The organism is Streptomyces sp. NPDC039609, assembly GCF_055596705.1.
Map to the genome: position 1 here is coordinate 26,637 of NZ_JBVIUJ010000017.1, position 25,077 is coordinate 51,713.

27 protein-coding genes are annotated in these 25,077 nt (G+C 70.3%); 15 read left to right on the forward strand and 12 right to left on the reverse strand.

The features are described 5' to 3' along the window. Positions 1 to 58: 58 nt before the first annotated feature. Positions 59 to 784, reverse strand: a complete 726-nt coding sequence (locus ACZ561_RS35645) for a DUF3558 domain-containing protein (RefSeq protein WP_471003440.1) — start codon at positions 782 to 784, stop codon at positions 59 to 61. A gap of 130 nt (positions 785 to 914) precedes the next feature. After that, a complete protein-coding gene (locus ACZ561_RS35650) occupies positions 915 to 1,778 on the reverse strand; it encodes a DUF3558 domain-containing protein (RefSeq protein WP_471003443.1) in 864 nt (287 codons plus the stop codon). A gap of 174 nt (positions 1,779 to 1,952) precedes the next feature. Between ACZ561_RS35650 and ACZ561_RS35655 the strand changes: the two genes are divergently transcribed. Next, entirely contained in the window at positions 1,953 to 3,146 is a 1,194-nt protein-coding gene (locus ACZ561_RS35655) for an RtcB family protein (protein ID WP_471003445.1), read from the forward strand. A gap of 95 nt (positions 3,147 to 3,241) precedes the next feature. Here ACZ561_RS35655 and ACZ561_RS35660 read toward each other — a convergent pair whose 3' ends face one another. The 3 genes from ACZ561_RS35660 to ACZ561_RS35670 form a co-directional block, all read right to left on the reverse strand. After that, entirely contained in the window at positions 3,242 to 4,006 is a 765-nt protein-coding gene (locus tag ACZ561_RS35660; protein ID WP_471003448.1) for an SDR family NAD(P)-dependent oxidoreductase, read from the reverse strand. Between the two features lie 66 nt (positions 4,007 to 4,072). Beyond that, entirely contained in the window at positions 4,073 to 4,408 is a 336-nt protein-coding gene (locus tag ACZ561_RS35665; protein WP_376436269.1) for a YnfA family protein, read from the reverse strand. An 82-nt stretch (positions 4,409 to 4,490) separates the two neighbouring features. Then, the gene (locus ACZ561_RS35670; RefSeq protein WP_471003451.1) at positions 4,491 to 5,870 is read right to left on the reverse strand and encodes an FAD-dependent monooxygenase; all 1,380 of its coding nucleotides are present in this window, start codon (positions 5,868 to 5,870) and stop codon (positions 4,491 to 4,493) included. Between the two features lie 124 nt (positions 5,871 to 5,994). Here ACZ561_RS35670 and ACZ561_RS35675 point away from each other — a divergent pair, with 124 nt between their 5' ends. Together ACZ561_RS35675 and ACZ561_RS35680 are read left to right on the forward strand one after the other, a co-directional pair. Next, complete coding sequence (locus ACZ561_RS35675; protein WP_471003454.1) at positions 5,995 to 6,555, forward strand: TetR/AcrR family transcriptional regulator; 561 nt, start codon at positions 5,995 to 5,997, stop codon at positions 6,553 to 6,555. Between the two features lie 32 nt (positions 6,556 to 6,587). Then, entirely contained in the window at positions 6,588 to 7,073 is a 486-nt protein-coding gene (locus ACZ561_RS35680) for a MarR family winged helix-turn-helix transcriptional regulator (RefSeq protein ID WP_471003456.1), read from the forward strand. Positions 7,074 to 7,092: 19 nt separating this feature from the next. On the opposite strand, the gene ACZ561_RS35685 is transcribed toward ACZ561_RS35680, so the two are convergent. Further along, on the reverse strand, positions 7,093 to 7,830 hold the full coding sequence (locus ACZ561_RS35685) for a Mut7-C RNAse domain-containing protein (protein ID WP_471003459.1): 738 nt from the start codon (positions 7,828 to 7,830) through the stop codon (positions 7,093 to 7,095). A 61-nt stretch (positions 7,831 to 7,891) separates the two neighbouring features. Then, a complete protein-coding gene (locus ACZ561_RS35690) occupies positions 7,892 to 8,743 on the reverse strand; it encodes an NmrA family NAD(P)-binding protein (protein ID WP_471003462.1) in 852 nt (283 codons plus the stop codon). Between the two features lie 159 nt (positions 8,744 to 8,902). Here ACZ561_RS35690 and ACZ561_RS35695 point away from each other — a divergent pair, with 159 nt between their 5' ends. Further along, positions 8,903 to 9,352: a GNAT family N-acetyltransferase gene (locus tag ACZ561_RS35695; RefSeq protein WP_471003464.1), complete on the forward strand. Its 450-nt coding sequence runs from the start codon at positions 8,903 to 8,905 to the stop codon at positions 9,350 to 9,352. A 52-nt stretch (positions 9,353 to 9,404) separates the two neighbouring features. Here ACZ561_RS35695 and ACZ561_RS35700 read toward each other — a convergent pair whose 3' ends face one another. After that, on the reverse strand, positions 9,405 to 9,974 hold the full coding sequence (locus ACZ561_RS35700; RefSeq protein ID WP_471003467.1) for a GNAT family N-acetyltransferase: 570 nt from the start codon (positions 9,972 to 9,974) through the stop codon (positions 9,405 to 9,407). A gap of 14 nt (positions 9,975 to 9,988) precedes the next feature. Further along, positions 9,989 to 10,831 (reverse strand): DUF6597 domain-containing transcriptional factor, encoded by an 843-nt coding sequence (locus tag ACZ561_RS35705; protein ID WP_471003470.1) that lies wholly within the window; start codon positions 10,829 to 10,831, stop codon positions 9,989 to 9,991. Positions 10,832 to 10,909: 78 nt separating this feature from the next. Between ACZ561_RS35705 and ACZ561_RS35710 the strand changes: the two genes are divergently transcribed. Continuing rightward, positions 10,910 to 11,500 (forward strand): TIGR03086 family metal-binding protein, encoded by a 591-nt coding sequence (locus ACZ561_RS35710; protein WP_471003472.1) that lies wholly within the window; start codon positions 10,910 to 10,912, stop codon positions 11,498 to 11,500. 385 nt (positions 11,501 to 11,885) lie between these two features. Here the strand turns inward: ACZ561_RS35710 and ACZ561_RS35715 are convergent, their stop codons facing one another. Next, positions 11,886 to 12,131, reverse strand: coding sequence for a hypothetical protein (locus ACZ561_RS35715; protein ID WP_471003475.1), 246 nt, complete (start codon positions 12,129 to 12,131; stop codon positions 11,886 to 11,888). A gap of 256 nt (positions 12,132 to 12,387) precedes the next feature. Here ACZ561_RS35715 and ACZ561_RS35720 point away from each other — a divergent pair, with 256 nt between their 5' ends. Beyond that, complete coding sequence (locus ACZ561_RS35720; protein ID WP_471003478.1) at positions 12,388 to 13,218, forward strand: substrate-binding domain-containing protein; 831 nt, start codon at positions 12,388 to 12,390, stop codon at positions 13,216 to 13,218. Here the strand turns inward: ACZ561_RS35720 and ACZ561_RS35725 are convergent. Beyond that, positions 13,209 to 13,640, reverse strand: coding sequence for a MerR family transcriptional regulator (locus tag ACZ561_RS35725; RefSeq protein WP_471003721.1), 432 nt, complete (start codon positions 13,638 to 13,640; stop codon positions 13,209 to 13,211). The genes ACZ561_RS35720 and ACZ561_RS35725 overlap by 10 nt on opposite strands. A gap of 95 nt (positions 13,641 to 13,735) precedes the next feature. On the opposite strand from ACZ561_RS35725, the gene ACZ561_RS35730 reads away from it, so the two are divergent. After that, a complete protein-coding gene (locus tag ACZ561_RS35730; RefSeq protein WP_471003481.1) occupies positions 13,736 to 15,697 on the forward strand; it encodes an APC family permease in 1,962 nt (653 codons plus the stop codon). A 17-nt stretch (positions 15,698 to 15,714) separates the two neighbouring features. On the opposite strand, the gene ACZ561_RS35735 is transcribed toward ACZ561_RS35730, so the two are convergent. Continuing rightward, a complete protein-coding gene (locus ACZ561_RS35735) occupies positions 15,715 to 16,299 on the reverse strand; it encodes a hypothetical protein (RefSeq protein WP_471003484.1) in 585 nt (194 codons plus the stop codon). Positions 16,300 to 16,555: 256 nt separating this feature from the next. Between ACZ561_RS35735 and hemL the strand changes: the two genes are divergently transcribed. The 8 genes from hemL (at position 16,556) to ACZ561_RS35775 (ending at position 25,077) form a co-directional block, all read left to right on the forward strand. Then, complete coding sequence (hemL, locus tag ACZ561_RS35740) at positions 16,556 to 17,863, forward strand: glutamate-1-semialdehyde 2,1-aminomutase (protein ID WP_471003487.1); 1,308 nt, start codon at positions 16,556 to 16,558, stop codon at positions 17,861 to 17,863. 11 nt (positions 17,864 to 17,874) lie between these two features. Next, complete coding sequence (locus tag ACZ561_RS35745; RefSeq protein WP_471003724.1) at positions 17,875 to 18,564, forward strand: histidine phosphatase family protein; 690 nt, start codon at positions 17,875 to 17,877, stop codon at positions 18,562 to 18,564. A 457-nt stretch (positions 18,565 to 19,021) separates the two neighbouring features. Beyond that, entirely contained in the window at positions 19,022 to 20,269 is a 1,248-nt protein-coding gene (locus ACZ561_RS35750; RefSeq protein WP_471003490.1) for a polysaccharide deacetylase family protein, read from the forward strand. A 95-nt stretch (positions 20,270 to 20,364) separates the two neighbouring features. Then, positions 20,365 to 20,970 (forward strand): TlpA family protein disulfide reductase, encoded by a 606-nt coding sequence (locus ACZ561_RS35755; protein WP_471003493.1) that lies wholly within the window; start codon positions 20,365 to 20,367, stop codon positions 20,968 to 20,970. Positions 20,971 to 20,974: 4 nt separating this feature from the next. Next, positions 20,975 to 21,712 carry a cytochrome c biogenesis CcdA family protein gene (locus tag ACZ561_RS35760; protein WP_471003496.1) on the forward strand — a complete coding sequence of 246 codons (738 nt, stop codon included), beginning with the start codon at positions 20,975 to 20,977 and terminating at the stop codon, positions 21,710 to 21,712. 8 nt (positions 21,713 to 21,720) lie between these two features. Next, positions 21,721 to 23,397 carry a cytochrome c biogenesis protein ResB gene (gene resB / locus ACZ561_RS35765; protein ID WP_471003499.1) on the forward strand — a complete coding sequence of 559 codons (1,677 nt, stop codon included), beginning with the start codon at positions 21,721 to 21,723 and terminating at the stop codon, positions 23,395 to 23,397. An 11-nt stretch (positions 23,398 to 23,408) separates the two neighbouring features. Next, a complete protein-coding gene (ccsB, locus tag ACZ561_RS35770) occupies positions 23,409 to 24,494 on the forward strand; it encodes a c-type cytochrome biogenesis protein CcsB (RefSeq protein ID WP_471003501.1) in 1,086 nt (361 codons plus the stop codon). Between the two features lie 55 nt (positions 24,495 to 24,549). Continuing rightward, positions 24,550 to 25,077, forward strand: coding sequence for an SRPBCC domain-containing protein (locus ACZ561_RS35775; RefSeq protein WP_471003503.1), 528 nt, complete (start codon positions 24,550 to 24,552; stop codon positions 25,075 to 25,077).

The following is a 25,077-nucleotide window of genomic DNA, read 5'->3' on the forward strand; positions in this document are numbered from 1 at the left end:
AAACATGCGCAAATGCGGGTGTTCGCGACGTACGGCCCGCGGGGCCGCCGCGAGTTTGTTACCCGGCCGTGGCGGCGACCGCCGCGACAGCCTCCTTCGCGGCCTTCACGGCGCCGTCCATCACGACCTTGTCCGTGGGAGCCGCCGCACCCGCGTAACCGGCGCCGTTGTACGTCAGCAGCACCAGCACATTCCCGGTCCGCGCCACGACCGAGGCGTACTTGAAGTCCTCACCCGTCTTCTTCAGGTCGTACGCGACGGCCTTCGACTGCTCACCGACGCCCGGCGCGTCCGTGGTACGCAGCTTCTGCGCACCCTCGGTCGCCTGGAGCTTGGCCAGCTCCTTGGTGAAGTTCTCCTCGGCCCGCTCCTGGCCACTGCCCAGCGCGGCGTCCGACTCGTAGCGGTAGAACGACACATCCAGCCAGCGGTAGTGCGAGCCCTTCACACCCTTGTCGTCGAGACCGTTCCACGAGCAGCCACCACGACTCAAGGTGTCGCTGGAGGGCGCGGTCGTACCGTTCTTCGCCTTCGCCTTGGGCACCAGGCTCGCGGTCGTCTTCGCGGAGATCGACTTGCACACGTCGGGCAGCTTCGAGAACTTCGCCGGCTCGACCGTCTTCGTCGACTGCTGAGCGCCGGGGGTGGCCGACGCCGAGCCCTTGCCCTTGTCCGGGGTGTCCGAACCACCGTCGGAGTCCGAGGAGCAGCCGGCGACGACGAGCATCACCGGGACGGCTGCGCAGGCGAGTATGCGGGTGAGTCGCGGGGCTGATCGGTGCATGGTTCCTTCAGTCGCTTGTCGTACGGTCCGGCAGTCGCTTGTCGTACAGTCCGGCCGGCGGCCACGGTACGCCGACACGTTACGTGCTCGCGATGGGCCCGCGAGGGCCCCACACGGCGGCTCCGCGCCGCTACTCCTCCAGCCGCTCGGCGAGCAGCCGGGCCAGATTCCGGGCCTTTTCCTGCAGTTCCTGGCTGTCCGGGGGCTCCGCGGAACCGCTCGTCTGCTCCACGTACTCGACCGTCACGATCACGTTGGATGTGCGGAACACCACGCTCACGGTGCGGTGCCGGCCGTTCGGACCGCCCGAGCTGAGCACGTCGTCGAGGAACGCGACCTGCCCCAGACCCTCCAGGACGCGGGGCTCCAGACCGGTGGTGGGGGCGACGGACGGGGTGGGCGTCGGGTCGGCCGAACCGGAAGAGGCGTCGGCGGGAACGGCGGGAGCCGTGGTGCCGGCCCCGCCTGCACTGCCTGCACTGCCTGCGCTGCCCGTGGGGCTTGCCGGGGTCTGCGGACTCTGCGGCGCCTGCGTGGGCTTCGGGGGCTCGGGGAGGTCTGCCGCGATCTGCTTGCCCGAGAACACCGCCTGCGCCCGGTCGTCGTCGCTGACGGCGGAGTCGTACGACACCACCCGCTCGATGTCGAGACGCAGCCGGTGCGAAGCGTCGGGGGTGTCGGCCTTCCAGCTGCAGCCGACCCGGCGATCGGTGTCGTAGGTGACGGCGGCCGAACCGCGGTACGCCTGCTCGCGCTCCTTGTCGGGAAGCTGGGCGGCGCCGGGGAGCAGGTCCCGGAGCGTGGCCTGCGGGACGGAGCCGCAGGGCTCGAAAAGGGTGCGGTAGCGGCCGGGCGGGGCGGGGGCGGCGGCGGGGCCGGCCTTGGAGTCGACGGCGTCCACGCCGGTTCCACCGCCCGAGGAGCATCCGGTGAGGCCCAAGGTGAGCGCCGCCGCGAGCGCTGTCAGACCGGGTACGTACGCCTGTCGCTGCACGCTCCCAGGCTCCCTTCTCCCGAAGACTTCCCCGAAAACTGTTTGCCGCCGGAGACCGGTGGGTGGACACAATGTCTATCGCACGCGCTGCCGTTGATGCCGGTCCGTTGTCACCTGTACGGGCCTTGGAGCCGGTTTTTGCGTTATCAGGCTTTTTGGGGGAATCGAGGAAGTATGTCGTATGTAGAGGTGCCGGGTGCGAAGGTGCCCATCCGGCTGTGGACCGATCCTTCCATGATCGACGACGGCGCGATGCGCCAGCTCCACAACGTGGCCACCCTTCCGTGGATCAAGGGCCTGGCCGTGATGCCGGACGTGCATTACGGCAAGGGCGCGACGGTCGGCTCGGTGATCGCGATGCGCGGGGCGGTGTGCCCGGCGGCGGTGGGTGTGGACATCGGCTGCGGGATGTCGGCGGTGAAGACGTCGCTGACGGCGAACGACCTGCCGGGGGATCTGTCCCGGCTGCGATCGAAGATCGAGCAGGCGATTCCGGTGGGGCGGGGGATGCACCGGGAGATGGTGGACCCGGGGCGGTTGTACCAGTTCCCTACGGCGGGGTGGGGCGACTTCTGGGCGGGCTTCGATACGGTCGCCGATCCGGTCAAGTTCCGGCGGGAGCGGGCGGAGAAGCAGATGGGAACACTTGGCAGCGGAAATCACTTTTGCGAACTTTGCATCGATGGCCAAGGGTCTGTCTGGTTGATGCTGCACTCCGGATCCCGGAACATCGGCAAGGAGCTCGCCGAGCACCACATCGGCGAGGCGCAGAAGCTGCCGCACAACCAGGGGCTCGTCGACCGGGACCTGGCGGTCTTCGTCGCGGACACCCCGCAGATGGCCGCGTACCGCAACGATCTCTTCTGGGCGCAGGAGTACGCGAAGTACAACCGCGCGATCATGATGGCGCTGTTCCAGGAGGTCGTCCGCCGGGAGTTCCGCAAGGCGAAGGTGACCTTCGATCCGGTCATCTCCTGCCACCACAACTACGTGGCGGAGGAGCGGTACGAGGGCATGGACCTGCTCGTCACCCGTAAGGGCGCGATCCGGGCCGGCTCCGGCGACTTCGGGATCATCCCGGGCTCGATGGGCACCGGTTCGTACATCGTGAAGGGTCTCGGCAACGAGGCGTCCTTCAACTCGGCCTCGCACGGCGCCGGCCGGAAGATGAGCCGGAGCGCGGCGAAGCGGCGCTTCTCGACGCGGGACCTGGAGGAGCAGACGCGGGGCGTGGAGTGCCGCAAGGACTCCGGTGTCGTCGACGAGATCCCGGGCGCGTACAAGCCGATCGAGAAGGTCATGGAGCAGCAGCGGGACCTGGTCGAGGTGGTCGCGAAGCTGAAGCAGGTCATCTGTGTGAAGGGCTGAGGGACGTACGAGGAGGGGCCGACGCGATGGCGTCGGCCCCTCCTCGCCTGTGTGTCTCTTCGCCGGCCTTGCCGGTCGGTGTCTGCCCGCGGCGCCTACAGCTCGCGGTGGACCTTGGTGTTGGAGGCCTGGGCGCGCGGGCGGACGACCAGGAGGTCGATGTTGACGTGCGGGGGGCGGGTGCAGGCCCAGGTGATGGTGTCGGCGACGTCGTCGGCGGTGAGGGGTTCGGCCACGCCCGCGTAGACCTTGGCGGCCTTGTCGGTGTCGCCGCGGAAGCGGGTGGTGGCGAACTCGTCCGTCTTCACCATGCCGGGGGCGATCTCGATGACGCGGACCGGGGTGCCGACGATCTCCAGGCGGAGGGTTTCGGCGAGGACGCGGGCGCCGTTCTTGGCGGCGACGTAGCCGGCGCCGCCCTCGTAGGTGGCGTGGCCGGCGGTGGAGGAGAGGACGACGACCGTGCCGTCGCCGCTGGCGGTGAGGGCGGGGAGCAGGGCCTGGGTGATGTTGAGGGTGCCGATGACGTTGACCTCGTACATCTGGCGCCAGTCGTCCGGGTCGCCGGTGGCTACGGGGTCCGCGCCGAGGGCGCCGCCCGCGTTGTTGACGAGGACGGCGATCGTGCGGAAGGCGGTTGCGAAGGTCTGGACGGCCTCGCGGTCGGTGACGTCGAGGGCGTAGGCGGTCGCCTGGTGACCGGCCTCGACGATCTCGGCGGCCAGTGCCTCGATGCGGTCCTTGCGGCGGGCGGTGAGGACCACCCGGTATCCGGCGGCGGCGAGCTGCCTGGCCGTCGCGGCGCCGATACCGCTGCTCGCTCCGGTGACGACGGCGATGGGGGTACCGGCGGCAGTCATGACGTGCTCCTCGCGCGTGTGGTCGATTGTGTCGATCGCGTGGTCAGGATAGGTGGCGGGTGGAGGTCAGCGGGCGCGCGGGGCGTACATGATCACGGCCATGCCGGCGAGGCAGATCAGGGCGCCGACGACGTCCCAGCGGTCGGGGCGGTAGCCGTCGGCGACCATGCCCCACGCGAGGGATCCGGCGACGAACACTCCGCCGTAGGCGGCCAGGATCCGGCCGAATTCGGCGTCGGGCTGGAGGGTGGCGACGAAGCCGTAGATGCCGAGGGCGAGGACTCCGGTGCCGATCCAGATCCAGCCGCGGTGCTCGCGGACTCCCTGCCAGACGAGCCAGGCTCCGCCGATCTCGAAGAGTGCGGCGACGGCGAAGAGGGCGGCGGAGCGGGCGATCACCATGGGGCCAGGGTGCCATGGGGCGTCGGGGGTTCAGGGGACACGCAGATTGACGGATAGTCAGAGGTCGCTTCCGGTCGTGTGGTCAGAAGGTGTAGCCGTCGGGGCGGACCAGGAGCGTCGAGCGGCGGGTGGGGTCGGTCCAGGTGGCCCGGACGAGCCGGGCGGGGGTGGTGGGGGAGGTCGGCAGGGCGGGTGTGGTGCCCTCGGGGGCGACGAGGACGAACTCGCCCTTGCGTAGCAGTTCGTAGAGCCTGCCCTCGCGCAGCTTCAGGTCGGGGACGCGTCGGGTGTCTCGGCCGTAGGAGATGCCGAGCCCGCTGATCATGCCCAGGGCCTTGGCGGAGGCGGCGGGGACGGTGTCGAGGATCCGTGCGGCGAGGGCGCGCGCGGTGCGCTGGAGCGGGCCGCGGGCCATGGCGAGCCGGACGATGGCGCCGCTGCTGCGGAGCACCATGGCACCGACGGGGTGGCGCTCGGACTGGTAGCTGTCGAGCAGGGCCTCGGGGTCGGGGGCGTCGCCGCGCAGGACGGCGGCGAGCTTCCAGGAGAGGTTGGCGGCGTCCTGGAGGCCGGTGTTCATGCCCTGGCCGCCGGCGGGGGAGTGGACGTGGGCGGCGTCTCCGGCGAGGAAGACGCGGCCGATGCGGTAGGACGGGGCCTGGCGTTCGTCGCTGTGGAAGCGGGAGATCCAGCGGGCGTCGTGCATTCCGTAGTCGCTGCCGAGTGCGCGGCGGGCGATGGTGCGGACCTCTTCGAGGTCGACGGGCTCGCTGTCGGGGACTTGGCGGGTGCGGTCCCAGCCCATGACGCGGTACCAGCCGTCGCCGAAGGGGGCGATGAAGGCGAAGGCGTCCCCGACGCCGTTGACCGTGAGCAGTCCTTCGGGCTTCTCGGTGAGGCGAACGTCGGCGAGGACGATGGAGCGGATCACCGAGGCGCCGGGGAAGGGCAGGCCGAGGGCTGTCCGTACGGCGCTCCGCACCCCGTCGGTGCCGACGAGGTAGCGCGCCCGGAGGGTGAGGGGTGTGCCGTCGGCGTCGGTGAGTTCGGCGGTGACGTGATCGCCGTCCTGGCTCAGTCCGCGCAGTTCCGTTCTGTACCGGAAATCCACACCTGTGGACAGCGCGCGCCGTTCGAGGAGTCGCTCGACCTCGTACTGCGGGGTGATGAGGAGGTACGGGAAGCGGGAGCGGAGCCGGGTCAGGCCGAGGGTGAGGCGGCGGAAGAGTCGCAGCTCGGTGATGGGGGTGCCGGTTGCGATCAGTTCGTCGGCGAGGCCGCGGGCGTCGAGCTGCTCCAGGGTGCGGGCGTGCACTCCGAAGGCGCGGGTCATGTTGCTGATGCCGTGCGGGCGGCGCTCGACGAGGGTGACGCGCAGACCGGCGGCGGCGAGATCGCCGGCGAGCAGCATTCCGGTGGGGCCCGCGCCCACGACGAGGACGTCCGCGTCCAGGTGGTTCATGGCTCACTCCTGACCGAAGGTGGTGCCCACGATCGTTGGCCAACACCTCTTGGTCAACGCTTGTTGGCAACGCTAGATCTGCCTCCGATGGACTGTCAACACCCGTTGGCCTACAGTCGTTGGCATGACGACCGCCCGCCGCTCCGACGCCACCCGCGCCGCGATCCTCGAAGCCGCCCGTGAACGCTTCGCCTCCGACGGCTACGAGCGTGCCACCATCCGCGCCATCGCCCGCGACGCCGGAATCGATCCGTCGATGGTGATGCGCTACTACGGCAGCAAGGAGGGGCTGTTCGCCGCGGCGTCCGACTTCGAGCTGGAGCTTCCCGAGCTCGCCGCGCTGCCGTCCCGGCACATCGGTGTGGTTCTGGTCACGCACTTCCTCGACCGCTGGGAGCGCGACGACGTCCTGACCGCGCTCCTGCGCGTCGGTGTCACCAACCCCGCCGGTATGGAGCGGATGCAGGCGATCTTCGCCGGGCAGCTCGGTCCGATCACCCGCGGCGTCTGTCCCGACCCCGCCGAGGCGCCGCGCCGTGCCGCGCTGGTCGCCTCGCAGATCCTCGGTATGGCGCTCACCCGCTATGTGCTGCGGCTGCCGCCCGCGGTCGAGATGTCCACGGACGAGATCGTCGCCTGGCTGGGGCCGACCGTTCAGCGGTATCTGACGGCCCCGGAGCCGTAGGGCCGCGGGATGCTGCTTCGTACAATCTCTGCATGACGCAGAAGAGCTCCGCCCGGCGGGACGGCCTGATGGCCGAGCTGTACGGCGAGGCCCGCCACTACATGGCCGCGTACGCGCTGTTCAACCAGGCCGTCGCCGACCGTCTGAAGCTCCACCCGACGGACGTGCAGTGCCTCAACCTGCTCTCCCTGGAATCCGGCCCCGTCACCACCGGCCGGATCGCCGAGCTGACCGGGCTGACCACCGGATCCGCAACCCGGCTCGTCGACCGGCTGGAGCGGGCCGGCTACGTCACGCGCGAGCGCGACGCCGAGGACAGGCGGCGCGTACTCGTCACCGCCGTGCCGGAGCGGATGGCCGAGCTGGGCGCCTTCTGGCGGCGGCTCAACGGGGCCTGGGGCACGATGTTCGACGCCTACAGCGACGACGAGGTCGCCCTGCTCATCGCCCATATGCGCCGGACCGTCGAGCTCAGTGCGGAGCAGGTCGAGCGGCTGCGCAAGGGGGAGATCGGCTGACCCCGCCGCGCCGGCCGGCTCAGCGCGTCGTCGCGCCGCCGAACTCCCGCAGCGCGTCGGTGACGATCGCCTCCAGGCGGGCGTGGTGGGCGCCCCGCCAGTACACCCGCTCGCACTCCGTGCACCGCGCGAAGACGTCGTACGTCTTCTCCGTGCCGTGCTCCAGCCGCTCGCGCACCGAGTCCTTGTCGGCGTCAGTGAGCTGCCCGTTGCAGGCGGTGCAGCGGGTCCAGGGCGCCAAGGGGGGCGCGAACCGCTCCAGCACGTCACGGAGTTGGTCGTCGGGCCGGTCGCTGTACACATAGGCACCGGCCCACAGCTCCCGGCGGCGCAGCAGCCCGCGATCCCGGGAGAGCATCACGCGCTGCTCCTTCGCGGAGAGCGCGGCCAGCGCGGGATCGCCGATGTCCTCGCTCTCGTACGCCGCGTCCACCCCGAGCAGTCGCAACCGCCGCGCCAGCGTGCCCAGGTGCACGTCGAGGAGGAACCGGAGCGGAGCCCCGGGGACCTGCTGAGGGCGCTCCACGCCCTCGACCTCGACCGTCTCGCCCGCCGCGGGGATGTGGGAGACCTCCACCGCGCGTCCGTCCACCGACAGCCGTCCGACCTCGGTCAGCGGAACGCCCAGCGACTCCACGACATGGCCGAGCGTCGAGGCGCCGTCCGTCGCGACGGCCGTGCGTCCCGGGCGGCGATCCGCCGAGACAAAGAGCCGCAGGTCGGGGGCGAAGCTGATCTGGATCTCCGGTCCGTTCACGGGGACAGGATGTCACCGAGAACGGCCGGGCGGCCAGGGAATTCGGCCGCGGCTCCCGTTCCTACGGGCGGAAGGCGTCCGCGTGGTCGGTGGCCCATTCGGCGAAGGTGCGGGCCGGGTGTCCGGTGAGCTCCTCGACCGTCCGGGTCGGAGTGACCGGCCGGCCGTCGTGCGAGGCCCAGTAGGAGAGCAGGGCGTCGGCGAAGGTCTCCGGTATGTAGTCGGCGACCGACTGCTTCCACTGCTCGGGAGGGATGGCGGCTGTGGCCGTCGGCCGGCCCGTCGCCTCGGCGAGTATCGCCAGTTGCTCGGTGAAGTCGAGCGACTCGGGGCCGGTCAGCAGATACGAGGAGCCGCGCAGCGTGGGCTCGGTCAGGACCGCGAACGCGGCCTCGGCGATGTCCTTCTCGTGGATCGGATCACTGTGCGACCCGGGATACGGAAGCTCCACCGCGCGTGCGGACCTGATCGCCCACGACCACTGCAGGGCGTTCGTCGCGAAGGCGCCCGGCTGGAGATGGGTCGCTTCGAAGGTGCCGTCGGCCGCCGCGGCCGCGAGGGCCCGCTCGACGGCCAGGTGGGAGGCGGCGATCGGGTTCTCGGCGGCGTCGGGGGCGAGGACTGAGCTGGAGGAGAGCAGAGCGATGTGCTGGACGCCGGCCACCCGGGCTCGCGAGACGAAGGCGTCGACATGCGAGGGCTCTGCGTACAGGAAGACGGAGTCGACGCCGTCGAGAGCGGCCTCGAAGTCCGCCGGATCGGAGAGATCGCAGCGGACGGTGTCGATGCCGTCGGGTGGGGAGAGGGCCGCGGGGTTCTTGGAGGCGGCTCTGGCCTTGATGCCGGCGCCGTGGAGCAGTTCGAGGAGGGCGGAGCCCACGCGGCCGCGGCTTCCGGTGACAAGGACGGTCATGGCAGGGGTCCCTTCGTCGAGGCGGTCCTCACGCAGTTGGCTGCGCAAAGAATAATCTGTGTCACGCAGATAACTATTCGTGAGCGTGCCCCGTTCGTCAACCCTGATAAAACCCCGACGGCCCCGTCAGGGGCGCCGACCCTGGGATACCGTCCCGCCATGAAGATCATCGACCTCGAGCCGGGTGACCCGCGCCTGGAATCCGACATGCTCCCCGTCCTGCGCGAGCTGCGCCCGCACCTCACGCCCGAGCTCTTCCATGAGATCCACCGCAACGGCCGGCCGCAGGGCCTGCGCTTCAGCGCGGCCTACGGCGATGACGGCACCTGCGTGGGCGCCGCCGGCTGGCGGATCATCGACAACACCAGCTCGGTCCGCAAGCTCTACGTCGACGACCTGGTCACCGCCGCCACCGCGCGCTCCACCGGTGTCGGTCACGCGCTCCTGGCCCACTTGGAGGAGCACGCGCGCGCCGCCGGCTGCCGCGAGCTCAACCTGGACTCCGGCACCCACCGCACCGGAGCCCACCGCTTCTACCTGCGCGAGCGCCTCGACATCGTGGCCTTCCACTTCACCAAGTCGCTGCCCACGGACGGCGCGGAGAGCTGAGGAAGGGCTGAGGGCGGGGCCGGCGGAGGACCGACAGCGGGCCGGTCGAGCGCTAGAGGGCCTCCAGGTCGAGGCGCCAGTCGTTGCAGCGCAGCGGATGGCCGGGCGGATACTCGAAGTCGCGCGCCCCGAGCAGCTCGAAGCCGGCCTTGCGGCACACCGCGTTCGACGGGCCGTTGTCCGTCGAGGGGAAGGCGTGCAGGAAGCGGTGCGAGCGCGCGGCGCGCGCCAGCCCCGCGACGGCGCGCGTGGCCGCGGTCGCGACGCCCCGCCCCTGGAACCCGGGAAGTACCGTCCAGCCCGTTTCGTAGACCGGCTCCTCGTCCGCGGTCTGCTCCCAGAAGCCGATGCTGCCGACCACGACCTCCTCGGGGAGCAGCACGATCCGGAACATCCGGCCCGCGCTCGTACCCGCGGCACTCAGATCCACATAGCGTCGATGCCGCTTGATCAGCGCCTCCTCGGTCTCGGGGCCGCCGAGGTGCTCCATCAACTCGGGTGCGTTCATCGCGCGCAACAGCCCGAAGTCGTCCTCGGACCAAGGCTCCAGCCGCACCGGCCGGGCGGGCGAGGCGGGCGAGGGGGGTGAAGATGACGAGGCGGGTGTGGTGTCGGCATCCATGCCCGCACTGTAGGTCAGGGGTCGGACACCTGGCGGGCGTACGCGGTCGGCGGCACTCCGACCGTCGCCGTGAAGTCCCGTACGAGGTGGGCCTGATCGCTGTAACCGAGCTCGGCGGCGAGCCCGGCCCAGTCCGGGGGCTCCTCGACGCCCGCGGCCTCGGCGCGCTCCAGAGCCTCGTGGATGCGGTAGCGCAGGATGACCCATTTCGGGCCGACGCCGACGCAGTTGGAGAAGAGCCGCTGCAGCGAGCGGCTCGACAGGCCCTCCGCGCGGGCCAGTTCGGATACCCGCCGGATCGTACGGTCCGTACGGACCAGGTCCACCAGCGCCATGGCCTGCGCCGCCTGCGGATCGGGCGCGGGGCCACGGGCCATCAGGAAGGCGTCGAGCGCCGCCACGCGCGCGTGGTCGGCCTCCGGGGCGAGCACGGTCTTCACGGAGGCCTCGTCGGCGTCCGCGAACACCTCGTCGAGCGGGGCGCGGCGGCCCGTCCACTCCGAGACCGGCCACGCGGGGGCGAACGGCCGGAAGCCGCCCGGCCGGAACTGCACTCCGCAGACCCGGCCGACGCCCGTGAGTTTCTTCGTGAACAGTTCGAGCCCGATCCCGGCGACCTCCCCGAAGACGACCTCCTGGCCGTCGCCCTCGTACCGCTGGAAGACGATGTTCACGGACGGGTGCGGGACGACATGACTGGCGTACGGCTCGGAGAGCGCCCAGTCGATGAACCAGTAGTGCTCCAGATACGGGCGCAGTTCCGGCGCCGGCTCGTGACGGCGGAAGCGGACGCGGGCGAGGAGTTCGTCGGGGTCGACGATTCCCCGGGTGTCGCGGCGCGGACCGGAGGGAGCCATGCCACCCAGCGTAGGCGCCGACCTGCCGTTGGCGTGTTTCTTCAAGACGTCCTGGGCAGGATCACCTAGCGTCGATTCATGACGAACCGTACGCAACCCATCAGTGAGCTGCTCGGTACCGCTGCCGCCCAGGCCGCCCCCGTGGTGCGCGGTATCGCCGACGACAGCTTCGCCGCGCCCACGCCGTGCTCCGAGTACGACGTGCGCGAGCTGCTCAACCACCTCTTCCACATCGTCGTGAACTTCCAGGCCCTGGCCGCCAAGCAGCCCGCCGACTTCGCCTCGAACCCCGACTACCTGGCCGACGCCGATTGGCGCACCCGCTTCGATGCCGAGACGGCGAAGCTCGTCGCGGCGTGGGCGGCACCGGGTGCGGAGGAGGGTGTCTCGGCGGGGATGGGGCTGCCGGCCCGCACCGTCGGATCGATGGTGCTGCTCGACCTGACCGTGCACATCTGGGACCTCGCCCAGGCCACCGGCCGGTCCTTCGAGCCGGACCCGGACGTCGTGGAGAACCTGGCGGAGTTGGTGGAGCAGATGGCTCCGACGGCCCGGAAGATGAATGTCTTCGGCGAGGAGGTGGAGCCGCCGGAGGGCGCCTCCGCGTTCGAGCGACTTCTCGCGGCGACCGGACGGAACCCGCGCGACTGGGCGGCCGCGGTGCAGTGACCCTGGCCATGCGGCCGCCTGGTCCGCCGGACCTGGGCCGGATTTGGGCCGGACCTAGGCCGGGCCTAGGCCGGACCTGGGCCGCATCTGGGCCGGATCGACCCGACGTGAGGGAGCCGGTGACGCCCGCCCCGCGGTGGCTCGCCCCGCCTCCGGGTATGCCGGATCTCTCCAGTCCTCAGGTGCGTCCCAGTCCTCAGGTGCGCCGGATCCGCCAGACGTGCGGCGCCCGGTGACGCCGCCCTCGGGCGCGCCGGATCCGCCCGACCCGCGGTTGGTCGGATCCGGTCGGCTATCGCATGCGGCGCCCGACCTGCGGCGCCCGGTGACGCCGCCCTCGGGCGCGCCGGATCCGCTCGACCCGCGGTCGGTCGGATCCGGTCGGCTACCGCAGGCGGCCCGCGGAACCCACCGAGAGGCGTGAGACGACCTGGCCGAAGGCGTGCTCCTCGGCCGGGGTGAGCGGCACGGTCTCCTGGGGGTGCCAGACCCGCTCCAGCGGCGCGTCCGCCTGCGCGCGGCGGGCACGGGAGCGCAGCCCCAGCGCCACCCACACGGCGGCGGAGACGGCGAGCAGCCCGAAGAGGGTGATCACACGGGGGTCCGAGAACTGGCCGGGCAAGGACGACATGGCTGACTCCAGGGCGCGAGGGCCGGTACGGGAGGCACGTCCTGCATGGGACGGCGCCTGCGCACGGCGCTGACGATTCCTACTGCTTCCTCCCGACCTGTTCAGTTAACACCACCGCGGGGGACTTTCGGCAGGGGGGTCCGGGACCGAAGTCCCGCCCGGCCCGGAGGGGCGCGAGGCCCTCTTGTGCGGGTCGGGGAAGCGCTTCAAGGTGGCCGGGACAGGGAGCCATTCCGGCCGGGGAGGGAGCAGCCGCATGTCGGACGCAGAGGTGTGGGGGTTCACCGACGACAGGGGGACGGAGCTGACCGCCGTACAGCCGCCCGAGCGGGTCGTGGCCTATGTGCGGGCCGGGGCGGCGCTGCGGGATCTGGGGGTGACGTCCGTGGGGGTGTACGGCTCCGGGCACGACGGCGGGGCGCTCGATCCGGTCAAGGCGGGGGAGCTGGCGGTGGCCGGTGTCCCCTATCTGGGGCCGGGGCGGACCCTGGACGAGGAAGCCGTGCGGGGGCTGCGCCCCGATCTGATCGTGGACGTCACGTACGACGGGAAGAGCGCGTACGCGCTGGACGAGGCCGTCGCCGAGCGGCTCGGCGTGCCGTTGTTGGTGCTCTCCGTGGGCAACGAGCTCACACTGTCGGCGATCATCGGGCGTTTCGGTGAGCTGGGGGCGGCGCTCGGGGGCTCGGCGGCTCCCGCCGCGCACCAGGATCCCGAGGCCGTGCTTCGCTCCGTCGCCGCGCGTTCGGACGTCACCGTCCTCGCTCTCTCCGGTGCCGGGCCCGATCAGGTCCATCTGGCCCGGCCCCATGCCTGGCCCGAGCTGGCCCGGCTCCAGGAGCTCGGCGTCCGCCTGCTCGATCCCGGTCCCGGCGCGGGCGCGAACTGGCTCACCGCCGACTGGGAGCACGCGGCCCGGCTGAACCCGGGCCTCGTGCTCTACGACAGCCGCGCCAACGCCGTCGGGCCCGACGCGTTCCCGCCCGTTGCGCACGCGCGGGTGGCGCCGTGGAATCCGGAGACTCCGCCGAGCCCGGCGGCGTACGCCCGCTTCTTCGCGGAGCTGGCCGCCTTGCTTCAGGAGTAGACGGGGATTTCGGCGCGGCCGACCAGGCGGGCCCGCAGGGAGCCGGCGAACTCCTCGGCGCGGGCCAGCTCGGCACGCAGTTCGGCGACCCGCTCGGTGGCGGCCCGCTCGTAGCGTCGTACGCGTGCGGCCAGGGCGGACCGCTCGTCGGGCGGGAGTTCCCCGTCCGTGCCGGGGTGGTCCGTGGCGAGGCGGTCCATCGCCGTGAGCAGCTCTCGGGTCTCTTCGAGGGTGAAGCCGAGTGGCTTCATCCGGCCGATCACCATCAGCCGGTCCACGTCGGCTTCGGTGTAGAGGGGGAATCCGCCCGGGGAGGATGCGGAGGGGACGACCAGACCGGTGTCCTCGTACTGGCGGATGGACCGCAGGGACAGCTCCGTCCGTGCGGCGACCTCGCCGATCTGCATGGGTTCGCCGGCCAGGCGCAGTCTTCTCACGTCGTCCGTCCTTCCTTGTGCTGGCACCAACGGGCGCGGCTCCCGCCCCGTTCATTCTGTTTGTCCTAACTTCAGCACTTATGAGAGCTGGAAGTGCGGCGAAACGCCTGCTGGTGGGGCGCCCTTTGGACAGCGGCAGGCTCGGCGAGACCCTTCTGCCCAAGCGGCTCGCCCTGCCGATCTTCTGCAGCGACCCGCTCTCGTCCGTCGCGTACGCCACCGAGGAGATCCTGCTGATCCTCGCCCTCGGCGGGCTCGCCGTGCTGCATCTGGCCTGGTACGCGGCGGTGGCGATCGTCATCCTGCTGGTGGTCGTCGTCGCCTCCTACCGGCAGACCTGCTACGCCTACCCGGGCGGCGGCGGGGCCTATGTCGTCTCCGCCGAGAACCTCGGGCAGACCGCCGCGCTCACCGCCGCGAGCGCGCTGCTCATCGACTACGTGATGACCGTCGCCGTCTCGGTCGTCTCCGGCGTCGCGGCGATCACCTCCGCCGTGCCCGCGCTCGACGGACACGCGGTGGCCATGTCGGTCACCTTCGTGGCGGTCCTGGCCTGGCTCAATCTGCGCGGTGTCCGCGAGTCGGGGCGGTACTTCGCCATCCCGACGTACGCCTTCATCGCCACGATCTACCTGATGTTCGCCGTGGCGGCGGTGCGGATGGCGACCGGGGCGACGATCCGCGCCGAATCGGCCGACCTGCCGATCCATGAGGTCTCCAGCTACACCGGTCTCGCGCTCGTGCTGCTCGCCATGCGCGCCTTCGCCTCGGGATGTACGGCGCTGACGGGTGTCGAAGCCATCAGCAACGGCGTGCCGGCCTTCGAGAAGCCGAAGAGCCGCAACGCCGCCACGACGCTCGCGATCATGGGCGCGGTGGCGGTGACCATGTTCTTCGGGATCACCACCCTCGCCATGGTCTACGAGGTGCATGTCGCCGAGGACCCCACCGAGCTCGGCCTCGCCCCCGGCACCGCGATGCCCACCGCGCTCGCCCAGATCGGCCGCGCCACCTTCGGCAGCTGGCACTTCCTCTTCTATCTGCTCCAGGCCGTCACCGCCGCGGTCCTGATCATGGCGGCCAACACGGCCTTCAACGGCTTCCCGATGCTCGCCTCCGTCCTCGGGCGCGACCGCTACGCGCCCCGCCAGCTCTTCCACCGCGGCGACCGGCTCGTCTACTCCAACGGCATCGTCCTGCTCGCGCTGGCCGCCATCGCCCTGATCGTCGCCTTCGACGCCAGCCTCACCCGCCTCATCCAGCTCTACATCATCGGCGTCTTCGTCTCCTTCACTCTGTCCCAGGCCGGCATGGTCAAGCACTGGCGGCGAGAACTCGCCACGCCGGCGGGCGCCGCCGACCGGCGCCGGATCATGCCCCGTCTGGCCATCAACGCCTTCGGCGCGTGCCTGACGGCGGTCGTCCTCGTCATCGTGCTGATCACCAAGTTCACGCACGGCGCCTGGATCGTCGTGATCGCGATGCCGGTGCTCTTCGCCGGGATGAAGGGCGTACGCCGGCACTACGAGACCGTGGCCGCCGAGGTCGCCGTCGAGCCCGGCGCCCACCCGCGCACCCTCGCGGAGAACCACGTCATGGTCTTGGTGGCCTCGGTGAACGCACCGAGCCTGCGGGCCCTGTCGTACGCGAAGACCCTGCGGCCCGCCTCGCTGACCGCGGTCACGGTCGCCGAGGACCCGGCGGAGGTGGAGGTGCTCAGGGCGACCTGGGTGGCCCATGGCATCGACGTACCGCTCCGGGTGCTCAGCTCCCCGTACCGCTCGATCGTGCAGCCGGTCCTGCGGCACATCCGGGAGGCACCCGAGCGGACGGGGGACTCGGTCGTGTCGGTCGTCATCCCCGAGTACGTGGTGGGTCACTGGTGGGAGCAGCCGCTGCACAACCAGAGCGCGCTACGGCTCAAGACCCGGCTGCTGTTCATGAAGAACGTCGTGGTCATCGACGTCCCGTACCGGCTCGCCTCGGCCCGCGAACTCGCGGCCGAGCGCGCGAAGGCCGCCGCGGACGCACGGGAGCAGTGAAGCCGAGCCCCGGGGCCCTACGGCCAGACCAGGCAGTACGGCTGGTGCCCCGCCTCGTGGAGGCGGACCGAGAAGTCCTGCCACTCGTGGAGCAGCTGGTAGACGTTGAACGCGTCGCGCGGGCCGCCGCGGTCCGGGACCGTGGACCAGATGAAGGCCGCCGCGCCGACCGATTCCTCGCCGATTCCGCGCAGCGGGTCGACCACGGTCATGGGCAGCTTCACCACGGCGTAGTCGGGGTGGAGGACCACCAGCTCCAGCGGGGGCACCTTGTGCAGGGGCATCCCTTGGATGCCCGTGAGGACCATCGCGGCTATGGTCTCGGGCTTGATCTTGGTGAACATGCCGCCCATGCCGAGCTCGTCGCCGCCCAGCTCCTCCGGGCGCATCGAGATCGGGACGCGGGCCGCCGTGGCGCCATCGGGTGCGCCGAAGTACTTGTACGTCACCCCCAACCGGCCACTCCCGCCCCCCGTCGTGGGTCCCGTGGTTTCCGAGGACTGTATGGGATCTTCCGTACGCCGTCGCCGGTGCCGCCCCCGCCGGGCAGGCTCGGGACCCAGATCGTCCGTCCCCTCACCCAGTCCGCCACCGCGATGCATATCTCCACCCGACTGCTTTTTAGGCAACACGACCCCCGCCGCGCAACCCGATCATCGTGACAGTGACCTCCCCCACGCTCTCGCGGTGAAACACCTGTCCGCAAGAACGTCCGGCCCTCTGACACCATGGATTCCGTGAGCCATCCCTATGACGCCCCAGTTTCGCAGACGCGGAGGACCCACGCCTTGGCGTAATTCACAGGGTGCCCACGCCTTCTCTCCGTACTCGCAGACTTACTCGCAGGTCAGGACCACAGTGCCGTATTCATACGAAGCCCCAGTCTCACAGACGCTTTTCGACCGCGCGTCCCTCGTGACGCCCGGCGGCGTGAACTCACCGGTGCGCGCCTTCCGGGCCGTGGGCGGAACGCCCCGGTTCATGGTGTCCGGTACCGGCCCGTACCTCACCGATGCGGATGGTCGTGAGTACGTCGACCTCGTCTGCTCGTGGGGGCCGATGATCCTCGGCCATTCTCACCCTGACGTGATCGCCGCGGTGCAGGCCGCCGTCGCCCGCGGCACCTCCTTCGGCACCCCCGGCGAGGGCGAGGTCGCCCTCGCGGAGGAGATCGTCTCCCGTATCGAGCCCGTCGAGCAGGTTCGGCTGGTTTCATCCGGTACGGAAGCCACGATGTCGGCGATCCGGCTCGCCCGAGGCTTCACGGGCCGGGCGAAGGTCGTGAAGTTCGCCGGCTGCTACCACGGGCACGTGGACGCCCTGCTGGCCGCGGCAGGCTCCGGTGTGGCCACCTTCGGCCTGCCCGACACGCCCGGAGTGACCGGCGCGCAGGCCGGCGACACGATCGTCCTGCCGTACAACGACCTGGAGGCGGTCCGGGCCGCGTTCGCCGCGCACCCGGGCGAGATCGCCTGTGTGATCACGGAGGCCTCGCCGGGCAACATGGGCGTCGTCCCGCCGGCGGACGGCTTCAACGCCGGCCTGAAGGAGCTCTGCTCCGCGAACGGCGCGCTGTACATCTCCGACGAGGTCATGACCGGCTTCCGTACCTCCCGCGCCGGCTGGTACGGCGTCGACGGGGTGAAGCCGGACCTGATGACCTTCGGCAAGGTCATGGGCGGCGGCTTCCCGGCCGCTGCCTTCGGCGGCCGTGCCGACGTCATGGGGCACCTCGCCCCGGCGGGCCCGGTCTACCAGGCCGGCACGCTCTCCGGTAACCCGATCGCGACCGCCGCAGGCCTCGCGCAGCTGCGCCTGCTCGACGACGCCGCCTACGACACGATCGACGCGGTCTCGAAGGAGATCCAGGGGCTGGTGACCGGCGCGCTCACGAAGGAGGGTGTCGCGCACCGGCTGCAGACCGCCTCCAACATGTTCTCGGTCTTCTTCACGGCCGACGAGGTCCGGAACTACGACGACGCGAAGAAGCAGGAGGCGTTCCGCTTCAACGCCTTCTTCCACTCGATGCTGGCCGACGGGGTCTACCTGCCGCCGTCCGCCTTCGAGTCCTGGTTCGTCTCCACGGCCCACGACGAGCGTGCGATCGAGCGGATCGCCGCCGCGCTGCCGGCCGCCGCCCGCGCCGCCGCGGAGGCCACCGCATGAGCGCCACCGGCATGAGCCGCCCCGACGGCGACGACATCACCGTCGTCCACCTGGTGCGCCACGGCGAGGTCGAGAACCCCGACGGTGTGCTCTACGGCCGCCGCTCGGGCTACCACCTGTCCGAGCTCGGCCGGCAGATGGCCGACCGGGTCGCCGAGCATCTGTCCGCCCGGGACATCACGTACGTCGTGTCGTCCCCGCTGGAGCGTGCCCAGGAGACGGCGCAGCCGGTCGCCAAGGGGCACGGCCTGGACCTGGCCACGGACGAGCGGTTGATCGAGGCCGCCAACGTCTTCGAGGGCAAGACCTTCGGTGTCGGCGACGGGGCCCTGCGGAAGCCGGGCAACTGGAAGCACCTCACCAACCCGTTCAAGCCGTCCTGGGGCGAGCCGTACGTCGAGCAGGTCGTACGGATGATGGGGGCGCTGGACGCGGCGAAGGACGCGGCCCGTGGCCATGAGGCGGTCTGCGTCAGCCACCAGCTGCCGATCTGGATCGTGCGCAGCTTCGTCGAGAAGCGGAAGCTGTGGCACGACCCGCGGCGGCGCCAGTGCACGCTGGCCTCGCTGACCTCGTTCACGTACCAGGGCGACAAGATCGTCTCGGTCGGCTACAGCGAGCCGGCCCGCGATCTCGTACCGGCGCATCTGCTCGCGGGCGCGAAGCCGGTCAAGGGTGGGGCGAAGGCCTTCGGCGCGTGAGCGCTCCACGGAGAGCGTGGTAGGACAGCCGCCGGCCGGTCGAAGCCGGTCGCGCGGTTCCCCGCGCCCCCCGCGCGGCCGAGCCGGCGCAGGCAGGTCCTGTCGCGGCCCTCGGCGCACCGAGATCCGGGTGCGCCCGCGACGGCGCGGGAGGCGCACGCGGTTCCCCGCGCCCCCCGCGCGGCCGAGCCGGCGCAGGCAGGTCCTGTCGCGGCCCTCGGCGCACCGAGATCCGGGTGCGCCCGCGACGGCGCGGGAGGCGCGTGAAGGTTCTGCGCCGATACGTTCGAGGCGTGGTTCGCCGGGTACACCGCCAGGGCGATCGGATGACGTGAAGTCATCTGGTCGCCCTGAAATTTTTGTGCTAATTCCCGGAACCTCCTTGTTCCTCCCTGCATCTCACTCATTGTCGGTTTGGATGACCATTCGGTCAGACGTGAGTGCGAATGGGGACGTCATGCGAGGGATCAGTCGAAGGGGACTACTGGGGGCGGGCGTTGGGGCGGCGGCGCTGGGGGTGGCCGGGTGCAGTACCAACAACAAGGGCAAATCGGGCGATTCAATACCCGGCAAGGGTGGTGACGCCTCGGGATCCCCGAGTGCGCCCGCACCCACCGAGAAGGAGGCCGAGCTCATCGGTGACGGTTCCACCTCCGACACCGGAAAGCAGCCGAACCAGCCCGACGCCCCCGTGCCGCTCGAACCCGGGCAGACCCCGCCGCAGTTCGTGATCTTCTCCTGGGACGGCGCCGGCGAGGTCGGCAACGGCCTCTTCCCGCGCTTCCTCGAACTCGCCAGGAGTCACGACGCCGCGATGACCTTCTTCCTCTCCGGGATCTACCTCCTTCCGGAGTCGAAGAAGGACCTCTACCGCCCGCCGAACAACCGCGTCGGCGCCTCCGACATCGGCTACCTCACCGACGACCACATCAAGGACACCCTCAAGAGCGTCCGCCAGGCCTGGCTCGACGGGCACGAGATAGGCACCCACTTCAACGGACACTTCTGCGCCGGCTCGGGCTCCGTCGGCAACTGGACCCCGGCCCAGTGGCAGAGCGAGATCGACCAGGCGACCAAGTTCGTCACCGAGTGGAAGACCAACAGCGGCTGGACCGACCTCGACCCGCTGCCCTTCGACTACCGCAAGGAGCTCGTCGGCGGCCGCGCCCCGTGTCTCCTCGGCCAGGACAACCTGCTTCCCACCGCGAAGCGGCTCGGCTGGCGCTACGACGCCAGCTCCCCCGGCGGCCGCCAGATGTGGCCGGACAAGCGCCAGGGGATCTGGGACCTCCCGCTGCAGGCCGTGCCCTTCCCCGGCCACTCCTTCGAGGTTCTCTCGATGGACTACAACATCCTCGCCAACCAGTCGAAGAACACGACCAAGGGGATGCCGTCGCGCTACCCGGGCTGGCGCAAGCAGGCCACCGAGGCGTACCTCGAGGGCTTCCGGCGCGCCTACGGGTCCAACCGCGCACCCTTCTTCATCGGCAACCACTTCGAGCAGTGGAACGGCGGCATCTACATGGACGCCGTCGAGGACGCGCTCAAGGGCATGGCCGGCAAGAAGGACGTCCGGCTCGTCTCGTTCCGGCAGTTCGTGGACTGGCTGGACGTGCAGGACCCCAAGATCCTCGCCAAGCTCCGTACCCTCGAGGTCGGACAGTCGCCCGCGGGCGGCTGGAACACCTTCCTGAAGACCGCTTAGGCCTCGTACGTCCCTTAAGCCCCCTTGACAAGGGGCTTTACGGGCACCCAGGGGGGTGCCCAAGATCCCCCAAACGCCCATGCGAAACTTTTCACATGAGCCTTAGCCGCGCCTCGCGTCGCACCCTGCTCGCCGTCGGAACGCTGTCGGCCGCCCTCGCGCTGTCCGCCTGCACATCGGACAACAACGGCAAGTCCGGCGGTGGCGGTGGAACCAACTTCGTGACCAACACGGGGGGTATCTCCACGGTCGCCAAGGGCGAGCGCAAGGCGACCAACACGATCGCGGGCGAGACGCTGCAGGGCGAGCGGCTCGACATCGCCGACCTCAAGGGCAAGGTCGTCGTGATGAACGTCTGGGGCTCCTGGTGCCCGCCCTGCCGCGCCGAGGCCCCGCACTTCACCAAGGTCGCGAACGACCTCAAGGGCAAGGGTGTGGAGTTCGTCGGGATCAACACCCGCGACTTCAACAAGCAGCCCGCGCTCGCCTTCGAAGAGGACTACGAAGTCCCGTACCCGAGCCTCTACGACTCGGCCGGCAAGCTGATCGTCAACGGCTTCCCCAAGGGCACGCTCAACCCGCAGGCCATCCCCTCCACCGTCGTCCTCGACAAGGACGGGAAGATCGCCGCCCGCTCGCTGATGGCCCTCGACGAGAAGAAGCTCCGCTCGATGATCGAGCCGCTTCTCGCGGAGAAGTGATCCGGTGAACGAGACGGTCTTCAGCGGGGCCCTCCTGCTCGCCCTGCCCATCGCCGTCCTCGGCGGCCTGGTCTCCTTCTTCTCTCCGTGCGTCCTGCCGCTCGTGCCCGGCTACCTGAGCTACGTGACCGGCGTCACCGGCACCGACCTCGCCGAGGCAAAGCGCGGCCGGATGGCGCTCGGCGCCTCCCTCTTCGTCCTCGGCTTCTCCGCCGTCTTCGTCTCCGGCGGCGCCCTCTTCGGCTACTTCGGCTCGACGCTCCAGGAGTACCGCGACACGCTCACCACCGTGCTCGGTGTGCTGATGATCGCGCTCGGTGTCTTCTTCCTCGGCCTCATGCCCTGGTTCACCCAGCGGGAGTTCCGCTTCCACAGGAAGCCCGTCACCGGACTCGTCGGCGCTCCGCTGCTCGGCGCGCTCTTCGGCATCGGCTGGACCCCGTGCATCGGCCCGACGCTCGCCTCCGTCAACGCGCTCGCCGCGCAGGAGGCCAGCGCAGGCCGCGGAGCGCTGCTGACCGTCGCGTACTGCATCGGCCTCGGCGTCCCCTTCATCCTCGCCGCGGTCGCCTTCCGCAAGGCGCTGGGAACCTTCGGCTGGGTCAAGAAGCACTATGTGTGGGTGATGAGAATCGGCGGCGGCATGATGATTCTGACCGGTCTCCTGCTGCTCACAGGAGCGTGGGACAGCATGGTCGCCACGATGCAGGGCTGGTCCAGCGGCTTCACGGTGGGGATCTGAGACTTCCGATGAGTACGACCGACACAACCCAGGAGCAGGACAATCTCGGCGAGGCCGGGGCGCAGCTCTCCACCGCACCCAAGGAGGAGACCGTCGTCGGCGGTCCCGCCCTCGGGGTCGTCGGCTGGATCCGCTGGTTCTGGCGGCAGCTGACCTCGATGCGGGTCGCGCTGATCCTGCTCTTCCTGCTCTCCCTCGGCGCGATCCCCGGCTCGCTCATCCCGCAGACCAGCGCGGACGAGCTGAAGGTGCAGACCTTCAAGGAAGCCCACGAGACGCTCACGCCGATCTACGAGAAGCTCCAGCTCTTCGACGTCTACAGCTCGGTGTGGTTCTCCGCGATCTACATCCTGCTGTTCGTCTCCCTCATCGGCTGCATCGTGCCGCGCAGCTGGCAGTTCGTCGGCCAGCTCCGCGGCCTGCCGCCCGGCGCCCCCGGCCGCCTCACCCGGCTGCCCGCGTACACGACGTGGCGCACCGAGGCCGAGCCCGAGCAGGTCCGGGAGGCCGCGCTCGCCCTGCTCAAGGGGCGCCGGTTCCGCGCGCACACCGTCAAGGACGCCGTCGCGGCCGAGAAGGGCTATCTGCGCGAGGCCGGAAACCTGCTCTTCCATATCGCCCTGATCGTGATGCTGGTCGCCTTCGCCTGGGGGCAGCTGTTCAAGTCCGAGGGCGGCAAGCTGATCGTCGAGGGCGACGGCTTCTCCAACACCCTCACGCAGTACGACGACTTCCGTTCCGGCTCGCTGTACAGCACGGAGGACCTCGAGCCGTTCGGCTTCCAGCTGGACAGCTTCACCGGTACGTACGAGAAGAGCGGCCCGCAGCGCGGCACCCCGCGCACCTTCGAGGCCGCCGTCACGTACTCCGAGGCGGGCGGCGCCGAGAAGAAGGCGGTCATCCGCGTCAACGAGCCGCTGAAGGTCGGCGGCTCCAAGGTCTACCTGATCTCCCACGGGTACGCCCCCGTGGTCACCGTCAAGGACGGCCGGGGCAAGGTCGTCTTCCACGGCGCCGTACCGCTGCTGCCGTTCGACAACAACATCACCTCCACCGGCGCGATCAAGGTGATGGACGGCTACCGCGACAAGAACGGCAAGAAGGAGCAGCTGGGCTTCCAGGCCTTCTTCGTGCCGACCTTCGCGGGCGCCGGCAAGGGCGACATGTTCTCGCAGTTCCCGGCGCTCGACTTCCCCGTCATGGCGCTCACCGGCTTCCACGGCGATCTGCGCGTGGACTCCGGACTGCCGCAGAACGTGTACCAGCTGGACAAGTCCAAGATGACCCAGTTCGAGGTCGAGGGCGGCACGGGCACGGCCAACCGGCTGCTGCCCGGCGAGACGATGAAGCTGCCCGACGGTGCCGGCTCGATCACCTTCGAGAAGGACATCAAGGAGTGGGCGAGCTTCCAGGTCTCCCAGCAGCCCGGCAACGGTCTCGCTCTCACGGGCGCGATCGCCGCGATCGCCGGCCTGACCGGCTCACTGTTCATCCAGCGGCGCCGGGTCTGGGTCCGGGCCGTTCGGGGGAAGGACGGCGTCACCGTCGTCGAGATGGCGGGTCTTGGCCGGAGCGAGTCCGCCAAGCTCCCGGAGGAGCTGGCCGAACTCGCGGTCACGCTCAACGCACAGGCGCCGACCGCGCCCGAACCTGCCACAGCAGAAGCCGAAGGGGCTGAGAAGTGAATCTCGCCGCCGTGAGTCTCGCAGCCGAGACCAACGAGAGCCTGGCGCGGATGAGCGACATGCTCATCTACTCGTCGATGGCCGTCTACACCTTGGCCTTCTTCGCGCACATCGCCGAGTGGGTGCTCGGAAGCCGGAGCAAGGTCGGCCGTACGGCCGCCGCGCTGACCCGGCCGGCCGGGGAGGCCTCCGCCCCCGCCGTCACCGTCCAGGTCAAGACGGCCGGCGGCACCGCCGTCCTCGACAAGCCCAAGGTCGTCACCCGGTCCGGCGCCGGTGTCCGCGATGTGCCCGACGGCCCCGGCGCGGCCGGCGGCACGGTCAAGGGCGATCTGTACGGCCGTATCGCCGTCTCGCTGACCGTGCTCGCCTTCCTCGTCGAGGCGGCGGGCGTCGTCACCCGCGCGCTCTCCGTGCAGCGGGCCCCCTGGGGCAACATGTACGAGTTCTCCACCACCTTCTCCACGGTGGCGGTCGGCGCGTACCTCGGCTTCCTCTTCGCCGGGAAGAACGTCCGCTGGCTCGGTCTGCCGCTGGTCACCACGGTCCTGCTCGACCTCGGTGTGGCCACCACCTGGCTGAAGACGCCGAGCGACCAGCTGGTGCCCGCGCTCGACTCGTACTGGCTGTGGATCCACGTCTCCACCGCGATCTTCTGCGGCGCGGTCTTCTACCTGGGCGCGGTCGCCACCCTGCTGTACCTCTTCCGCGACTCGTACGAGAACAAGCTCGCGACCGGCGGCAAGCCGGGTGCCTTCGCCCGCTCCGTGCTCGAGCGGCTGCCGTCCGCGGCCTCGCTGGACAAGTTCTCCTACCGGGTCAACGCGGCGATCTTCCCGCTGTGGACCTTCACGATCATCGCCGGCGCGATCTGGGCCGGCGACGCGTGGGGCCGCTACTGGGGCTGGGACGCCAAGGAGGTCTGGTCCTTCATCACGTGGGTCGGTTACGCGGCGTATCTGCACGCCCGCGCGACGGCCGGCTGGAAGGGCCGCAAGGCCGCGTACATCGCGCTCATCGCCTTCGGTTGCTTCCTCTTCAACTACTACGGCGTCAACATCTTCGTGAGCAGCAAGCACTCCTACGCGGGCGTGTGAGCGGGCGCGGGCGTGTGAGCTAGCGCTTCCCCGGTCCCGGCGCGACGCTGGAGGTATGAGCGAGATACCTCGGGGCAGGTACGAGACCCATGACGGCGACGCTCATCTGCTGCGGTTCGTGGTGGATCTCCCGCACCAGGCGGTGCGGGTCTGGGCGGCCGTCGCGACTCCCGAGGGTCTGCCGCAGTGGCTCTGCGCGGCGGATCCGCTGGAGCCGAGGCTCGGCGGAGCGGTGACGCTGCGCTGGCTGAACGGAGACACGGTGGTCTCGGGGCGGGTGACGGCCTGGGATCCGGAGCTCGTGGCCGAGTACACGGTCGATCCGCCGCACGGTCGGATCCGGTTCCATCTGGAACCGGACGACCGCGGCGGGTCGACCGTGCTGCGTTTCACCAACGAGATGCGTGGGACGCAGGAGCAGAAGCTGGACGTCCTGGCGGGGTGGCACGACCACTTCGAGCGGCTGGTGGCGGCGCTGGACGGTCGTCCGACGGACTGGCGGGAGTGGACCGCCGAGCGTTGGCAGCACCTCCGGGACCTGTACGAGCGGGACGAGGCGCCGTGGCCCAAGTGGGAGCCGTGA

Coding starts and splice junctions, on each gene's coding strand:
- ACZ561_RS35645 (WP_471003440.1), bottom strand. CDS start 784: ATGCACCGATCAGCCCCGCGACTCACCCGCATACTCGCCTGCGCAGCC.
- ACZ561_RS35655 (WP_471003445.1), top strand. CDS start 1,953: ATGTCGTATGTAGAGGTGCCGGGTGCGAAGGTGCCCATCCGGCTGTGG.
- ACZ561_RS35660 (WP_471003448.1), bottom strand. CDS start 4,006: ATGACTGCCGCCGGTACCCCCATCGCCGTCGTCACCGGAGCGAGCAGC.
- ACZ561_RS35665 (WP_376436269.1), bottom strand. CDS start 4,408: ATGGTGATCGCCCGCTCCGCCGCCCTCTTCGCCGTCGCCGCACTCTTC.
- ACZ561_RS35670 (WP_471003451.1), bottom strand. CDS start 5,870: ATGAACCACCTGGACGCGGACGTCCTCGTCGTGGGCGCGGGCCCCACC.
- ACZ561_RS35675 (WP_471003454.1), top strand. CDS start 5,995: ATGACGACCGCCCGCCGCTCCGACGCCACCCGCGCCGCGATCCTCGAA.
- ACZ561_RS35680 (WP_471003456.1), top strand. CDS start 6,588: ATGACGCAGAAGAGCTCCGCCCGGCGGGACGGCCTGATGGCCGAGCTG.
- ACZ561_RS35690 (WP_471003462.1), bottom strand. CDS start 8,743: ATGACCGTCCTTGTCACCGGAAGCCGCGGCCGCGTGGGCTCCGCCCTC.
- ACZ561_RS35695 (WP_471003464.1), top strand. CDS start 8,903: ATGAAGATCATCGACCTCGAGCCGGGTGACCCGCGCCTGGAATCCGAC.
- ACZ561_RS35700 (WP_471003467.1), bottom strand. CDS start 9,974: ATGGATGCCGACACCACACCCGCCTCGTCATCTTCACCCCCCTCGCCC.
- ACZ561_RS35705 (WP_471003470.1), bottom strand. CDS start 10,831: ATGGCTCCCTCCGGTCCGCGCCGCGACACCCGGGGAATCGTCGACCCC.
- ACZ561_RS35710 (WP_471003472.1), top strand. CDS start 10,910: ATGACGAACCGTACGCAACCCATCAGTGAGCTGCTCGGTACCGCTGCC.
- ACZ561_RS35715 (WP_471003475.1), bottom strand. CDS start 12,131: ATGTCGTCCTTGCCCGGCCAGTTCTCGGACCCCCGTGTGATCACCCTC.
- ACZ561_RS35720 (WP_471003478.1), top strand. CDS start 12,388: ATGTCGGACGCAGAGGTGTGGGGGTTCACCGACGACAGGGGGACGGAG.
- ACZ561_RS35730 (WP_471003481.1), top strand. CDS start 13,736: ATGAGAGCTGGAAGTGCGGCGAAACGCCTGCTGGTGGGGCGCCCTTTG.
- ACZ561_RS35735 (WP_471003484.1), bottom strand. CDS start 16,299: ATGCATCGCGGTGGCGGACTGGGTGAGGGGACGGACGATCTGGGTCCC.
- ACZ561_RS35745 (WP_471003724.1), top strand. CDS start 17,875: ATGAGCCGCCCCGACGGCGACGACATCACCGTCGTCCACCTGGTGCGC.
- ACZ561_RS35750 (WP_471003490.1), top strand. CDS start 19,022: ATGCGAGGGATCAGTCGAAGGGGACTACTGGGGGCGGGCGTTGGGGCG.
- ACZ561_RS35755 (WP_471003493.1), top strand. CDS start 20,365: ATGAGCCTTAGCCGCGCCTCGCGTCGCACCCTGCTCGCCGTCGGAACG.
- resB (WP_471003499.1), top strand. CDS start 21,721: ATGAGTACGACCGACACAACCCAGGAGCAGGACAATCTCGGCGAGGCC.
- ACZ561_RS35775 (WP_471003503.1), top strand. CDS start 24,550: ATGAGCGAGATACCTCGGGGCAGGTACGAGACCCATGACGGCGACGCT.